Source organism: Streptomyces sp. NEAU-sy36, assembly GCF_013423905.1.
Classification (GTDB): domain Bacteria; phylum Actinomycetota; class Actinomycetes; order Streptomycetales; family Streptomycetaceae; genus Streptomyces; species Streptomyces misionensis.
In genome coordinates, this window is record NZ_CP058977.1 from 1621724 (window position 1) to 1635741 (window position 14018).

A 14018-nucleotide genomic window follows, 5' to 3' on the forward strand; every position below is an offset into this window, starting at 1 on the left:
TCCGCCTAGGAGGGCACCGAGGTCCTGGTCGGGTGCAGTGGGTGCAGGGGGGTGGGGGCCGGGGCGGCGGTGGCGCGCCACAGGCGGTGGGCGCTCAGGAGGGCGGCCGCGGCGAGGAGGGCGTTGCGGAGCAGGAGGAGGGTGGTGCCGTACCAGTCGCTCGCGACGACGTGGGCGAAGCCGACGGGGAACTCCAGGACGGTGAGGAGCGAGGCCGCGAGGACGAGCAGGGCCGGGGACGTCATCCGGGAGGCGCGGTGGGCCAGGCAGACGGCGGCCGTGCCGATCAGCCAGACCAGGTACTGGGGGCTGATCACCCGGCTGGTGACGGTGAACAGGAGGACCGCGGTGAACGCCGCGTCCGCCAGGGTGCGGGGGGTGAAGCGGCGGGCCCGCAGGCGCCACAGGAGGAGCCAGCCGAACGCGGCCGCGGTCAGGGCCAGCGCCGCCGTGCTCACCTCAACCACGTACGGGCCGAGGAATTCGATCGAGCCGTAGTTCAAGAGCACCTCGCCCCGCCAGCCGAAGTGCCGGGCCACATGGAAGACCAGGCCGCCCAGCGACTCCACCTCCGTGCCCCGCTCCCGCTGGAAGGTGAGGAACGCGAACGCGCCCGGCATCGACACCGCGAACACCGCCGCGAGCCCCGCCCCCGTCACCGCCGCCGACACCCACGCCCGCCGCCGGACCGCCCCGGCGAGCAGCAGGGCCGGCCACACCTTCAGCAGCGCCCCGAACGCCGTCAGCGCGCCCATCAGCCGCGGGTGCCGCGCCCCCGCCACCAGCGCCGCCACCGCCACCGCGGTCACCATCACGTCGTAGCGGGCGTACACCGTGGGGCCGAGCAGCGGGACGCCCGCCACCCACACCCATGCCCCGCGCCGCGACCCGCCCGGACGCCCCGAGTGCCACAGCAGCAACGCCAGCACCACCAGGTCCGCGAGGAACGCCAGGACGAAGAAGGCGTGCGCGTACGACAGGAAGGGCAGCAGAGCCGGGGAGAGGATCGCCAGCGCGGCGGCCGGGGGGTACTGCCAGGTGACGTCGTCCAGCGGGAACGTCCCGCCGCGCAGCACCTCGTACCACCCCCGGTAGATCACCGACACGTCCGAGGTGACGTCCGGGCCCGGGAAGACGTACACCCCGAAGACGAAGAGCAGCAGCACCGCACGGGTGACGCCCCAGGTCGCGAGCAGGTACGCCGGCGACCGCCGGGCGTCCTTGGTCTCCACGTGATCCCCTGCCGTTCGATTGCGCTTCGAGTCCCGCCGTCGCGGCACCATGATGTCCCGACCGCCCGCGGCCGTGCCAACGCGGCCGCCCGTATCCGGGCCGTACGGCCGATTCGGTAGGGTCGGCCACGATGCACAAGACCCTGATCGTGACCAACGACTTCCCGCCCCGGCCGGGCGGCATCCAGGCCTTCCTGCACAACATGGCCCTCCGGCTGGACCCCGGGCAGCTGGTCGTCTACGCCTCCACCTGGAAGCGGAGCCGGGAGGGCGTCGAGGCCACCGCCGCCTTCGACGCCGAGCAGCCCTTCACCGTCGTACGCGACCGCACGACGATGCTGCTGCCCACCCCCGGGGCGACCGGGCGGGCCACCGCGCTGCTGCGCGAGCACGGCTGCACCTCGGTGTGGTTCGGGGCCGCGGCGCCGCTCGGACTGATGGCGCCCGCGCTGCGCCGCGCCGGGGCCGAGCGGCTGGTGGCCACCACCCACGGGCACGAGGCCGGCTGGGCCCAGCTGCCCGCGGCCCGGCAGCTGCTGCGCCGGATCGGCGAAGCCACGGACACGATCACCTATCTGGGCGAGTACACCCGCTCCCGCATCGCCGCCGCGCTCACCCCCGAGGCGGCCGGCCGGATGGTGCAACTGCCGCCCGGCGTCGACGAGAAGACCTTCCACCCGGACTCCGGCGGGGACGAGGTCCGCGCCCGCCTCGGCCTCGCCGACCGTCCGGTCGTCGTCTGCGTCTCCCGGCTGGTGCCGCGCAAGGGCCAGGACACGCTGATCCGGGCCCTGCCCAGGATCCTCGCCGCCGAGCCGGACACCGTGCTGCTGATCGTCGGTGGCGGTCCCTACGAGCAGGACCTGCGCCGGCTCGCCCGGGAGACCGGTGTCGCCGCCTCGGTCCGCTTCACCGGTGCCGTCCCCTGGTCCGAGCTGCCCGCCCACTACGGCGCCGGCGACGTCTTCGCCATGCCCTGCCGCACCCGGCGCGGCGGCCTCGACGTCGAGGGCCTCGGCATCGTCTACCTGGAGGCCTCCGCGACGGGCCTGCCGGTCGTCGCCGGCGACTCCGGCGGCGCGCCCGACGCCGTGCTCGACGGCGAGACGGGCTGGGTGGTCCGGGGCGGCGCCCCGCAGGAGGCCGCCGACCGCATCACCGCGCTGCTCCAGGACGCCGCCCTGCGGCGGCGGATGGGGGAGCGGGGCCGCCGGTGGGTGGAGGAGAAGTGGCGGTGGGACCTGCTGGCGGAGCGCCTGCGGACACTGCTCTGACGCGTGTTCCCCAAGAGCCCCGCCGCGCAGGTCACTTGGCGTAGATCGCCTCGATGTCGTCCGCGAAGTCCTTCGCGACCACGTTCCGCTTCAGCTTCAGCGACGGCGTCAGATGACCGGAGTCCTCCGTGAACTGCCCCGGCAGGACACGGAACTTGCGCACCGACTCCGCCTTGGACACCGCCGCGTTGCCGTCGTCCACGGCCTCCTGGATCGCGGCGTTCAGCTCGGGGTCGTCCCGCAGCGAGGCCACCGTGGAGCCGGCCGGCTTGCCGTGCTCCGCGGCCCAGCGCCCCAGGAACTCCTCGTCCAGGGTGATGAGGGCGCCCACGAACGGCCGCCCGTCGCCGACCACCATGCACTCCGCGACCAGCGCGTGCGCCCGGATACGGTCCTCGATCACGGCCGGCGCCACGTTCTTGCCGCCCGCGGTGACGATGATCTCCTTCTTGCGGCCGGTGATCCGGAGGTACCCGTCCTCGTCCAGGGTGCCGATGTCCCCGGTGTGGAACCAGCCGTCGGCCAGCGCCTCGGCCGTCGCGGCCGGGTTGTTCCAGTACTCCTTGAACAGGTGCTCGCCGTGCAGCAGCACCTCGCCGTCGTCCGCTATCCGCACCACCGAGCCCGGCAGCGGCTGCCCCACCGTGCCGATCTTCTGCCGGTCCCACGGGTTGAACGCGGTCGCCGCGCAGGACTCGGTCAGGCCGTAGCCCTCCAGCACCGAGAAGCCGATGCCCCGGAAGAAGTGGCCGAGCCGCTCGCCCAGCGGGGCGCCGCCGGAGATGGCGTACTCGCCCCGGCCGCCGAGGACCGCGCGCAGCTTGCCGTAGACCAGCTTGTCGAAGACCTTGTGCCTGAGCTTCAGCCCGAACGACGGCCCGGACGGCGAGTCCAGGGCCTTGCTGTAGGCGATCGCGGTGGCCGCCGCCTTGTCGAAGACGGCGCCCTTGCCGTCCGCCTGCGCCTTGGCGCGCGCCGCGTTGTAGACCTTCTCGAAGACGCGCGGTACACCGAGGATCAACGTCGGCCGGAACGCGGCGAGTTCGTCGGTCAGGTGCTTGATGTCGGGGACGCAGCCCAGCTTGATGGGCGCCATCATCGGCGCGATCTGCACCAGGCGCCCGAAGACGTGCGCCAGCGGGAGGAAGAGCAGCACCGAGCACTCGCCGGTGCGGAACAGCGGACGCAGCCGCTCCACGATGTTGCCGCACTCGGCGAAGAAGCTGCGGTGGGTGAGGACACAGCCCTTGGGGCGGCCCGTGGTGCCGCTGGTGTAGACGATGGTCGCCGGGTCGTCGGCGCGGGCGAGCGAGGAGCGCTCCTCCACCGTCGCGTCCGACACGTCCTGCCCCAGCCGGCCCAGTTCCTCGACGGCGCCGGCCTCGATCTGCCAGACGTTCTTCAGCGCGGGCAGCGTGTCGCGCACCGTCTCCACGGCCGCCGCGTGCGTGTCCAGCTCCACCACGCACGCCGTCGCGCCCGAGTCGGACAGGATCCACTGCACCTGCTCCGGGGAGCTGGTCTCGTACACCGGCACGGTGACCGCGCCCGCGCTCCAGATCGCGAAGTCGAGGAGCGTCCACTCGTAGCGCGTCCGGGACATCAGGCCCACGCGGTCGCCCGGCTGCACCCCGGCGGCGATCAGGCCCTTGGCGGCCTTGTGCACCTCGGCGAGGAACTCCCGGGCCGTCACGTCCTGCCACACCCCGCCCACCTTGCGGGCGATGACGGCGACGTCGGGATGCTGCGCGGCGTTTCTGCGGACGATGTCGGTCAGATTTCCGTCCGCAGGGACCTCGTACAAAGCCGGAAGGCTGAACTCGCGCAAGACTGCTGCTCCTCATAGGGCGCCGGCGCCACGACGTTGTGTGATGCGACGGTGCGGTCCAAGGCTCGGGCTGGTGCTCGGGTTCGCGGTGGCCGAAACCCTGAGCACGACTGGACTGCCCGGACGTTACCCGCCGGTATGGCGTTCCCGACAGGGGGTTCCGGGGAGATGTTCCTTGTGTCACACAGGTGGGCGTTCCTTCGCGCACAGTAGTCCACGGCCGCTCCGACCGGCGAGTAACCGCAGGCCAAGACCTGCACTGTTCACGTGCACCGCACACGCCTACGCTTGATCGCCATGGCATCCACACCACCTCGAAGCGCCCGGACCCGCGTCCACGTGGTCAGCGATGTGCACGGCAACGCCCGGGACCTGGCGCGGGCCGGCGAGGGTGCCGACGCCCTGATCTGCCTCGGTGACCTCGTCCTCTTCCTCGACTACGCCGATCACTCGCGCGGCATCTTCCCCGACCTCTTCGGCGAGCGGAACGCGGACCGCATCGTGGAACTGCGCACCGCCCGGCGCTTCGAGGAGGCCCGCGCGTTCGGGGCCCGGCTGTGGTCCGGCATCGACGGGGACCGGTACGCGGCCATCGAGAAGGCGGTGCGCAAGCAGTACGCCGAACTGTTCGCCGCGTTCCCCACGCCGACGTACGCCACCTACGGCAATGTCGACATGCCGCCGTTGTGGCGGGAGTACGCCCGCGCGGGCACCACCGTGCTGGACGGGGAGCGGGTGGAGATCGGCGGCCGGACCTTCGGCTTCGTCGGCGGAGGGCTGCGCACACCGATGCGGACGCCGTACGAGATCGACGACGAGGAGTACGCCGCGAAGATCGAGGCGGTCGGGGAGGTCGACGTGCTGTGCACGCACATCCCCCCGGAAGTGCCGGAACTGGTCTACGACACGGTCGCGCGCCGCTTCGAACGGGGGAGCCGGGCCCTGCTGGACGCCATTCGCCGCACCCGGCCCCGCTACGCGCTTTTCGGCCATGTTCACCAGCCGCTGGCACGGCGGATGCGGGTCGGCTCCACCGAGTGCGTGAACGTGGGCCACTTCGCGGCGACGGGGAGGCCCTGGGTCCTGGAGTGGTGACGGGCGGCGAGCGGAGACGGGGTGAAGGGGGCAGGTCGGGCGCACGGTAGCCTTCACGCTGCACACACGTGCGCAGCGAGCGCACGCAAGAGTCTCTTCGGTCCGCATCTGGAGGAGCCACGGCGATGGCGGAACACACCAGTTCGAGCATCACGATCGAGGCGGCTCCGGCCGACGTCATGGCGGTGATCGCCGACTTCGCGCGCTACCCGGACTGGACCGGCGAGGTCAAGGAGGCGGAGGTCCTCAAGACCGACGAGCGCGGGCGTGCCGAGCAGGTGCGGCTCGTCATGGACGCGGGCGCGATCAAGGACGACCAGACGCTGGCGTACACCTGGAGCGGGGAGAACGAGGTCTCCTGGACGCTGGTGAAGTCCCAGATGCTGCGCTCCCTCGACGGGTCCTACCTGCTGAAGCCGGCGGGCGCGGGCGCCACGGAGGTCACCTACCGGCTCACCGTCGACGTCAAGATCCCCATGCTCGGCATGATCAAGCGCAAGGCCGAGAAGGTCGTCATCGACCGCGCCCTGGCGGGCCTGAAGAAGCGCGTCGAGTCGGCCTGACCCGCCCCGTCCGCGCACGGGACGCACGGGGCCGCGCAGCGCCCCCGTGCTCCCGGGCGGCCGGACCGAACCGCCGCGCGGGGGCTTTCCGTTACGGTTCAGCCTCATGCGTACCATCCTGATCACCGGGCCGGGCGGCAGCGGCCGTACGACCGTCGCCGCCGGGACCGCGCTGCGGGCCGCCCGGGAGGGCGGCCGGACGTTGCTGCTGAGCGCCGACCGCACCGACACCCCGGGCGCGGTGCTGGGCACGGAGACGGGTGCCGCGCCCGTCGAGGTCCGGCCGGGCCTCACCGTCTGGCGTCCGGACGCCGCCGCCGGTTTCCGGCAGGACCTCGCCGACTTCCAGGCCCGCGCCGCGAGCGTCCTCGACCTGCTCGGTGCGTCACGGCTGGACGCCGAGGAGGTCACCCCGCTGCCCGGTGCCGAGGAGCTGACCTTCCTGCGCGCGCTGCGGGACGCCGCGCTGTCCGAGGACCACGACCTCCTCGTCGTCGACCTGCCGGCCCTGCCCGAGGCCCTCGCGCTGCTCGCCCTCCCCGAGGAACTGCGCCGCTACCTGCGCCGCCTGCTGCCGCCCGAGCGCCAGGCCGCCCGCGCGCTGCGCCCCGTCCTCGGCCGGCTGGCCGGCGTGCCCATGCCCGCCGACTGGCTGTACGAGACGGCCGCCCGCTGGGACACGGAACTCGCCGCCGTCGAGGCCGTGCTCAACGACCGGCACACCGCCGTGCGGCTCGTCGCCGAGCCCGGCCCGGCCGGAGCCGCCGCGCTGCGCACCGCCCGCCTCGGCCTCGCCCTGCGCGGACTGCGCACCGAGGCGCTGATCGCCAACCGCACCCTGCCCGACGCCGCCGCCGGCTCCTGGCTCGCCGGACTCCTCGCCCAGCAGCGCGAGGCGTTCGAGGAGTGGCGGGGCACGTACGACGTCCACCCCGTGCCGCACCTCGGCCGCGACCCGCGGGGCACCGAAGACCTCACCGCCCTCGCGGTCCCCGCCGCCGAGCCCGCCTCCGCACCCGTCGAGTGGACCGTCGCCGACCGGATCGCCGAGGACGGGGTGCTGGTCTGGCACATCCCGCTGCCCGGCGCCATACGCGAGGAACTCGACCTGATCCGGCGCGGCGACGAACTGGTGATCACCACCGGCCCCTTCCGCCGGATCGTTCCGCTGCCCTCCGCCCTGCGCCGCTGCACCGTCTCCGGGGCCGGGCTGCGCGAGGGCGAGCTGCGGGTGCGCTTCGCCCCCGACCCCGGTCTGTGGCCCGCCGCGGCACGGTGAACCGGGGCCGCCCGTTCGGGTAACGTCGTAAGGGCGAACCGCAGTCAGGAGGCCGCCATGAGCGAAGAGCGCCCCGCAGAACCGCACGAGGAGCCGCGGGTGAGCGACGCCGACGCCTGGGCCACGGCCTGCGCCGAAGACCTGGAGGCCGAGAAGGCCCGCCGGCGTACCACGTACGGCCCGCCGCCCGGCTCCGCCGCCGAGGAGCTGAAGAGGCTCGTGGACACGGTGGCCGACAAGCTGTCCGGCCTCCAGTCCCCCCTGCTCGGCCTCGCCGGCCCGGCCGCCCAGCAGATGGTCAGGCAGGCCGTCCAGCAGGCGAAGGCGGCCGTCGAGCCCGTCATGGAGCGCAATCCCGACGTCTTCGACCACCTAGCGGCCGCGGGCGGCGAGCTGCTGGCCGCCTACCGCTCCGCCGTCCGGTCCCAGGAGCACCGCTGGACGTCGGGCACGTCCGGCCTCGCGGACGAATGGCGCGCGGACCGGCAGGGCGACGGCGGCGACGGGGGCGAGGGCACCGGGTCCTCGGAGCGCATCGACCTGGACTGAAGCCCTCGTCGGCAAGGGCCTCGGGTACGGTTGGCCGTAGCGGGGCTCGACCGAAACTGAGGGATTCATGGGACTCACCATCGGCGTCGACATCGGCGGCACAAAGATCGCGGCCGGCGTGGTCGACGAGGAAGGCAACATCCTCTCGACCTTCAAGGTGCCGACCCCCACCACGCCCGAGGCCATCGTGGACGCCATCGCCTCCGCGGTGGAGGGCGCGCGTGCCGGGCACGAGATCGTCGGCGTGGGCATCGGTGCGGCCGGTTATGTCGACCGGCAGCGCTCCACCGTCTACTTCGCGCCCAACATCGACTGGCGCAACGAGCCGCTGAAGGAAAAGGTCGAGGCGCGCACCGGCCTCCCCGTCGTGGTCGAGAACGACGCCAACGCCGCCGCCTGGGGCGAGTACAGGTTCGGCGCCGGCAAGGGCCACCGCAACGTCATCTGCATCACGCTCGGCACCGGCCTCGGCGGCGGCATCATCATCGGCAACAAGCTGCGCCGCGGTCACTTCGGCGTGGCCGCCGAATTCGGCCACATCCGGATGGTGCCGGACGGCCTGCTGTGCGGCTGCGGCTCGCAGGGCTGCTGGGAGCAGTACGCCTCCGGCCGCGCCCTGGTCCGCTACGCCAAGCAGCGCGCCAACGCCACCCCCGAGCGGGCCGAACTGCTGCTCTCGCTCGGCGACGGCACCCCGGACGGCATCGAGGGCAAGCACATCTCCATGGCCGCCCGCCAGGGCGACAAGGTCGCGGTGGACTCCTACCGCGAGCTGGCCCGCTGGGCCGGCGCCGGCCTCGCCGACCTCGCCTCCCTCTTCGACCCCTCCGCCTTCATCGTCGGCGGCGGGCTCTCCGACGAGGGCGACCTGGTGCTCGACCCGATCCGCAAGTCGTACAAGCGGTGGCTGGTCGGCGGGAACTGGCGGCCGGTCGCCGATGTGATCGCCGCGCAGCTGGGCAACAAGGCGGGCATGGTCGGCGCGGCCGACCTGGCCCGTGAGCCCGACCCGGTCATGTAAGGAGCCACCCGGCTCGGCGGCGGGGCCGTATCCCGGTACGGCCCCCCGCCCTGGGGTGAGGTGGGCTCGGTCGCCCGCGCCCGAGGGCGCGGCGTACATTGATCCACATGGCGCCGCTCCCCAACTCCCACACCGAACCCGACGGTTCAGCCGTCATCCGCGTCCTGAGCTACAACATCCGCTCACTGCGCGACGACACCGACGCCCTCGCGAGGGTGATCACCGCCTGCGCCCCCGACCTGGTCCTGATCCAGGAGGCGCCCCGCTTCTTCCGCTGGCGCAAGAAGCTCACCCGGCTGGCCGCGGCCTCCGGACTGGTCCTCCTCACCGGCGGCGGCACCGCGGCCGGACCCGCGGTCCTGTGCTCGCTGCGGGCCACCGTGGAGCGGACCGAGGATGTGCTGCTGCCGCTCACCCCCGGTCTGCACCGGCGCGGTCTGGCCACCGCGGTGGTCCGCTTCGGCGGCGCCCGCCTCGGCGTGATCAGCTGCCACCTCAGCCTCGACGGCCGTGAGCGCTACGCCCAGGGCGGGCTGCTCCTGGACCGGCTCGACCAGCTCGGCGTGGAGCACGCCGTCGCGGGCGGCGATCTGAACGAGGGCCCCGAGGGCCGCACCTTCCGGCTGCTCGCCGGCGCCCTCCAGGACTGCCGGGCCGTGGCCCCCTGGGGCGGCGAGGAGACCTGGACGCACGGCGAGCCCCACCGCCGTATCGACGCGGTGTTCGCCACCAAGGGCGTCGAGGTGCTCGGCTGCGGGGTCCCGCTGGACCAGCCCGGTGTCACCCGCGCCGATCTGTCCGCCGCCACCGACCACCTCCCGGTCCTGACCGCCCTGCGCATCCCGGCCTGACCAGCACGGTTGGCCCTAGACGACGGCCCCGCGCCCCGGGTCGTCGTCCTCGTCGTCGTCCGTCCGCATCCGGGCCACCAGCGTGGCGAAGCCGCCGAGGAAACCGCCGATGCCGGCGGTCGCCAGCCACCAGGTCATGTCCCAGCCGAGCAGCACCGCCAGCAGGAGCAGGACGGGTCCGCCGACCACACCGAGCCACGCGAACTTCGCGGTGGTGTCGGCGTTGGGCAGCGGGGGCGGCTCGGGCGGTACGAAGTGGCCCTCGTCGTCCTCGTCGAAGTCGCGCTCGGACGGCTCGGCCGGACGGTGGTCGCGGGGGCCGACACCGGGCGCGAAGGAGACGGAGCTGCCCAGCGGCCGGGCGGGCCGCTGCTCCCCGGAGCCCTCGCTCCCGGGCTGCGTCTCCTTCTCCGCGGGCGCGTCCTTCTCCAGCAGCGCCAGGTCCTCCACCGGCTTGAAGGGCTTGGCCCCCGGCGGGTCCGGCGGTTCCTCGCCGTACCCGGCGACGATGGCCCGCCAGGCGGCGTCCTCGTCGAAGGGCATGCCCTTCCCGTCGGGCTCGCTCCGGCCCTCGTGGTCCTCGCGGCCCTCGGGACCGGGCTCGTGCTCAGCCAACTGCGGCCGTCCCTTCCTCGCCGAGACTCGGTGCGAGCCGGCCGATGAAACCGAGGCTCTCCTCGAAGATCCGGTCCGCGTCCACATCCAACGTCGCGACGTGGTAGCTGTGTTCCAGCACGATCTCGCGGACGTCCGTGGACGAGATCCGGCCGAGCACCCGGGCGGAGTCGGCCGGCGGGACCACGTGGTCCTGGGCGCTGCGCAACAGCAGCAACGGCTGGGTGACCCGGGGCAGCTCACCGTCCAGCCGGAGCAGGAACCGGCGCAGCGAGTGCGCCGCGTGCAGCGGCACCCGGTCGTAGCCGGTCTCCGCCGCGCCCCCCAGGGCGATGTCGCTGGCGATGCCCTTGGTGGTGCGCACCAGGTGCCGGGCGACGGGCAGGGCGTACGCGGACAGCCCGTGGATCTTGTTGGCCGGGTTGACGACGACCACGCCGTCGATCCGCTCGCCGTGCAGCGCGGCCAGCCGCAGCGCGAGCGCCCCGCCCATCGACAGGCCCGCCACGAACACCCGGGAGCAGCGCTCGGCGAGCAGCCGCAGCTCGCGGTCCACCTCCGCGTACCAGTCCTGCCAGCCGGTGAGCTGCATGTCCTCCCAGCGCGTGCCGTGGCCGGGCAGCAGGGGCAGCGAGACGGTCAGACCGTGCGCCGCGTGGTGCTCCGCCCAGGGGCGCAGCGACTGGGGCGAACCGGTGAAGCCGTGACAGAAGAGGACGCCCACCTCCCCGCCTGCGTGGCGGTACGGCTCGGCTCCAGGGAGAACCGGCACCTTCGACGCTCCTGTTCCGGGGAAGGGCCCCGCCGTCGGCCGGCCGGGGCGTGGAGAACTCGCGGATGTGCTTCACCGTACGCGACCGCACGGACACCGACCAGGGCCGTCGGGTCCATCGGGCGCCCCGGGGGTTAAGGTCTGTTCGACGGAAACGGGAGGCACACGGGTGTTGTACGGCACGATGAAGGTCGCCATCGGGGGGCCGTTGAAGCTCGCCTTCAGGCCCTGGGTCGAGGGCTTGGAGAACATTCCGGCCGAGGGCCCCGCCATCCTGGCCAGCAATCACCTGTCCTTCTCGGACTCGTTCTTCCTGCCGACGATGCTGGACCGCAAGGTCACCTTCATCGCGAAGGCCGAGTACTTCACCACGCCCGGGGTGAAGGGGCGGTTGACCGCCGCCTTCTTCAAGGGCGTCGGCCAGCTCCCGGTGGACCGCTCGGGTGCCCGCGGCGCCGGCGAGGCCGCGATCAAGAGCGGTATAGAGGTGCTGGAACGGGGTGAGCTGTTCGGCATCTACCCGGAGGGCACCCGCTCGCCCGACGGCCGGCTCTACCGGGGCAAGCCCGGCGGCCTGGCCCGCGTGGCGCTCGCGACCGGCGCACCGGTGATCCCGGTGGCCATGATCGACACCGAGAAGATCCAGCCGCCCGGGAAGGTGATGCCGAAGCTGATGCGCCCCGGCATCCGCATCGGCAAGCCCCTCGACTTCAGCCGCTACCAGGGGATGGAACACGACCGCTTCGTCCTGCGCGCGCTGACCGACGAGGTCATGTACGAGATCATGAAGCTCTCCGGCCAGGAGTACGTCGACATGTACGCCACCGCCGCCAAGCGGCAGATCGCGGAGGCGGCCAAGGCGGCCAAGGAAGCGGAGAAGAACGCCAGGGAAGCGGAGAAGGAAGCCGGGAAGGAAGCGGAGGGCAGGTAGCCGCGGGGGCCCGGCGGGGGCCGGGGGACAGGGGAAAAGGGGGGACATGGCCGGGCGCGAGCGTGTGCTGAGGATGTCGGTGGAGCTGCCGCTGTGGCGGGCGCTCGCCGGGTACCGCGTGCTGACCATGCTGTACGCGGCCGGCCTGTGCGTCACCTCGTACGAGGACTACACCCGCCCCTGGATCGCGGTCGGTTACGACGCCGTGCTGGCCGTGTGGACGCTGGCCACCCTGCCCCGGGTGCGCAACGCGGCGAGCTGCACCAAGGCGTTCCTCTGCGCCGATCTGGCCATCGCGCTCGCCGGCATCCTGCTCACCGCGTTCGCCGACACCCACCAGCGGACCGCGGGCGGCCCGACGCTGCCGACGATATGGACCGGCGGCGCGGTGCTCGGCTTCGCCGTCAAGGGCGGCTGGCGCTGGGCCGCCGCCGTCTCCGTCGTGGTGGCGGCCGCCAACCTGGCCGAGCGCGGCCAGGTCGCCAAGGACACCCTGCACAGCCTGATCCTCGTCTGCATCGCCTCCGTCGGCATCGGCTACGTCGTGGAGGTGGCCCGCGCCTCCGAGCGCACCCTCGCCCGCGCCCTGGAGATCCAGGCGGCGACCCGGGAGCGGGAGCGGCTGGCCCGGGACATCCACGACAGCGTGCTCCAGGTCCTGGCGATGGTGAAGCGGCGCGGCACCGCCCTCGGCGGCGAGGCGGCCGAGCTGGGCCGGCTGGCCGGGGAGCAGGAGGTGGCCCTGCGCACCCTGGTCTCCGGCGGACTGCCGCCCGTCGCCCGGATCGCCGCGGACGGCGCCGTACCGGCCCGCGAAGAGCCGGCGGAGCCGGGCCCGGTCGATCTGCGCACCCTCCTCGCGCCCTTCGCGCGCGACGGGGTGACCCTGGCCGAGCCCGGCGCCCCGGTGCCCCTGCCGCCGTCCGCTGCACGGGAGTTGGCCGCGGCGGTCGGCGCCGCCCTGGACAATGTGGAGCGGCACGCGGGCGAGGGGGCGCGGGCCTGGATCCTGCTGGAGGACGAGCCGGAGGACATCGTGGTCACCGTCCGGGACGACGGACCCGGCATCCCCGAGGGCCGGCTCGCCGAGGCCGAGGACGAGGGGCGGCTCGGCGTCGCCCAGTCCATCCGGGGCAGACTGCGCGACCTCGGCGGCAGCGCCGAGCTGATCTCGGTGCCCGGGCAGGGCACCGAGGTCGAACTGAAGGTACCGAAGGGCGCCCTGGCGGCGCGGGGGAAGAAGAAGGCGGAGCGGCGATGACACGGCAGCAGGACCCGATCAGGGTGATGGTGGTGGACGATCACCCCATGTGGCGCGACGCGGTCGCCCGGGACCTGACCGAGTCCGGCTTCGAGGTGGTCGCCACCGCGGGCGACGGCGAGCAGGCCGTGCGCCGCGCCAAGGCCGCCGACCCCGACGTCCTGGTCCTCGACCTCAATCTGCCCGCCAAGCCCGGCGTCCAGGTGTGCAAGGAACTGGTCGCCCACAACCCGGCGTTGCGCGTCCTGGTGCTGTCCGCGAGCGGGGAGCACGCCGATGTGCTGGAGGCGGTGAAGTCCGGCGCCACCGGTTATCTGCTGAAGTCCGCCTCCACCGGGGAACTGCTGGACGCGGTGCGCCGCACGGCCGCCGGCGACGCGGTGTTCACCCCGGGCCTGGCGGGACTGGTGCTCGGCGAGTACCGGCGCCTGGCCGCCGAACCGGCGCCCGCGCCCGACACCGACGAGCCGGGCGCGCCCCGGCTGACCGAGCGGGAGACGGAGGTGCTGCGGCTGGTCGCCAAGGGACTGAGCTACAAGCAGATCGCCGAACGCCTCGTCATCTCCCACCGCACGGTGCAGAACCACGTCCAGAACACCCTCGGCAAGCTGCAACTCCACAACCGGGTCGAACTGGTGAGGTACGCGATCGAACGCGGCCTGGACGCGGGGTAGTCCGGATCGGGGCGCAATGCTCCCGATTCACCCGTCCCGCCTCTCCCGATGTGACGCGCATCACCATTAGCGT

14 protein-coding genes are annotated in these 14018 nt (G+C 73.2%); 10 read left to right on the plus strand and 4 right to left on the minus strand.

Going from position 1 to position 14018, the window contains the following annotated elements:
• Window positions 1-5 precede the first annotated feature (5 nt).
• Window positions 6-1232 (minus strand): glycosyltransferase family 87 protein, encoded by a 1227-nt coding sequence (locus HZZ00_RS07345; protein WP_180331442.1) that lies wholly within the window; start codon window positions 1230-1232, stop codon window positions 6-8.
• Between the two features lie 131 nt (window positions 1233-1363).
• Between HZZ00_RS07345 and HZZ00_RS07350 the strand changes: the two genes are divergently transcribed.
• Complete coding sequence (locus HZZ00_RS07350) at window positions 1364-2506, plus strand: glycosyltransferase family 4 protein (RefSeq protein WP_180331443.1); 1143 nt, start codon at window positions 1364-1366, stop codon at window positions 2504-2506.
• A 31-nt stretch (window positions 2507-2537) separates the two neighbouring features.
• Here the strand turns inward: HZZ00_RS07350 and HZZ00_RS07355 are convergent, their stop codons facing one another.
• The gene (locus HZZ00_RS07355) at window positions 2538-4334 is read right to left on the minus strand and encodes a long-chain fatty acid--CoA ligase (protein WP_180331444.1); all 1797 of its coding nucleotides are present in this window, start codon (window positions 4332-4334) and stop codon (window positions 2538-2540) included.
• 297 nt (window positions 4335-4631) lie between these two features.
• On the opposite strand from HZZ00_RS07355, the gene HZZ00_RS07360 reads away from it, so the two are divergent.
• The 6 genes from HZZ00_RS07360 (at window position 4632) to HZZ00_RS07385 (ending at window position 9692) form a co-directional block, all read left to right on the plus strand.
• A complete protein-coding gene (locus HZZ00_RS07360) occupies window positions 4632-5429 on the plus strand; it encodes a metallophosphoesterase (protein WP_180331445.1) in 798 nt (265 codons plus the stop codon).
• A 125-nt stretch (window positions 5430-5554) separates the two neighbouring features.
• The gene (locus tag HZZ00_RS07365) at window positions 5555-5992 is read left to right on the plus strand and encodes an SRPBCC family protein (protein ID WP_070028626.1); all 438 of its coding nucleotides are present in this window, start codon (window positions 5555-5557) and stop codon (window positions 5990-5992) included.
• Window positions 5993-6098: 106 nt separating this feature from the next.
• Window positions 6099-7271: an ArsA family ATPase gene (locus tag HZZ00_RS07370; RefSeq protein ID WP_180331446.1), complete on the plus strand. Its 1173-nt coding sequence runs from the start codon at window positions 6099-6101 to the stop codon at window positions 7269-7271.
• Window positions 7272-7328: 57 nt separating this feature from the next.
• Window positions 7329-7820 (plus strand): DUF5304 domain-containing protein, encoded by a 492-nt coding sequence (locus tag HZZ00_RS07375; protein ID WP_180331447.1) that lies wholly within the window; start codon window positions 7329-7331, stop codon window positions 7818-7820.
• A 67-nt stretch (window positions 7821-7887) separates the two neighbouring features.
• Window positions 7888-8841 (plus strand): ROK family glucokinase, encoded by a 954-nt coding sequence (locus HZZ00_RS07380; RefSeq protein ID WP_070028623.1) that lies wholly within the window; start codon window positions 7888-7890, stop codon window positions 8839-8841.
• A 107-nt stretch (window positions 8842-8948) separates the two neighbouring features.
• Window positions 8949-9692 carry an endonuclease/exonuclease/phosphatase family protein gene (locus tag HZZ00_RS07385; protein WP_180331448.1) on the plus strand — a complete coding sequence of 248 codons (744 nt, stop codon included), beginning with the start codon at window positions 8949-8951 and terminating at the stop codon, window positions 9690-9692.
• Between the two features lie 15 nt (window positions 9693-9707).
• On the opposite strand, the gene HZZ00_RS07390 is transcribed toward HZZ00_RS07385, so the two are convergent.
• Window positions 9708-10307: a hypothetical protein gene (locus HZZ00_RS07390; protein WP_180331449.1), complete on the minus strand. Its 600-nt coding sequence runs from the start codon at window positions 10305-10307 to the stop codon at window positions 9708-9710.
• Window positions 10300-11079, minus strand: a complete 780-nt coding sequence (locus tag HZZ00_RS07395) for a carboxylesterase (protein WP_180331450.1) — start codon at window positions 11077-11079, stop codon at window positions 10300-10302. Before HZZ00_RS07395 ends, HZZ00_RS07390 begins: the two co-directional genes overlap by 8 nt.
• Before the next feature lie 184 nt (window positions 11080-11263).
• Here HZZ00_RS07395 and HZZ00_RS07400 point away from each other — a divergent pair, with 184 nt between their 5' ends.
• From HZZ00_RS07400 to HZZ00_RS07410, 3 genes are read left to right on the plus strand one after another with little or no spacing between them, the layout of a single operon-like run.
• On the plus strand, window positions 11264-12010 hold the full coding sequence (locus HZZ00_RS07400; RefSeq protein ID WP_180333420.1) for a 1-acyl-sn-glycerol-3-phosphate acyltransferase: 747 nt from the start codon (window positions 11264-11266) through the stop codon (window positions 12008-12010).
• Between the two features lie 46 nt (window positions 12011-12056).
• Complete coding sequence (gene macS, locus HZZ00_RS07405; protein WP_180331451.1) at window positions 12057-13271, plus strand: MacS family sensor histidine kinase; 1215 nt, start codon at window positions 12057-12059, stop codon at window positions 13269-13271.
• Window positions 13268-13945: a response regulator transcription factor gene (locus HZZ00_RS07410; RefSeq protein ID WP_180331452.1), complete on the plus strand. Its 678-nt coding sequence runs from the start codon at window positions 13268-13270 to the stop codon at window positions 13943-13945. Before macS ends, HZZ00_RS07410 begins: the two co-directional genes overlap by 4 nt.
• Window positions 13946-14018 lie beyond the last annotated feature (73 nt).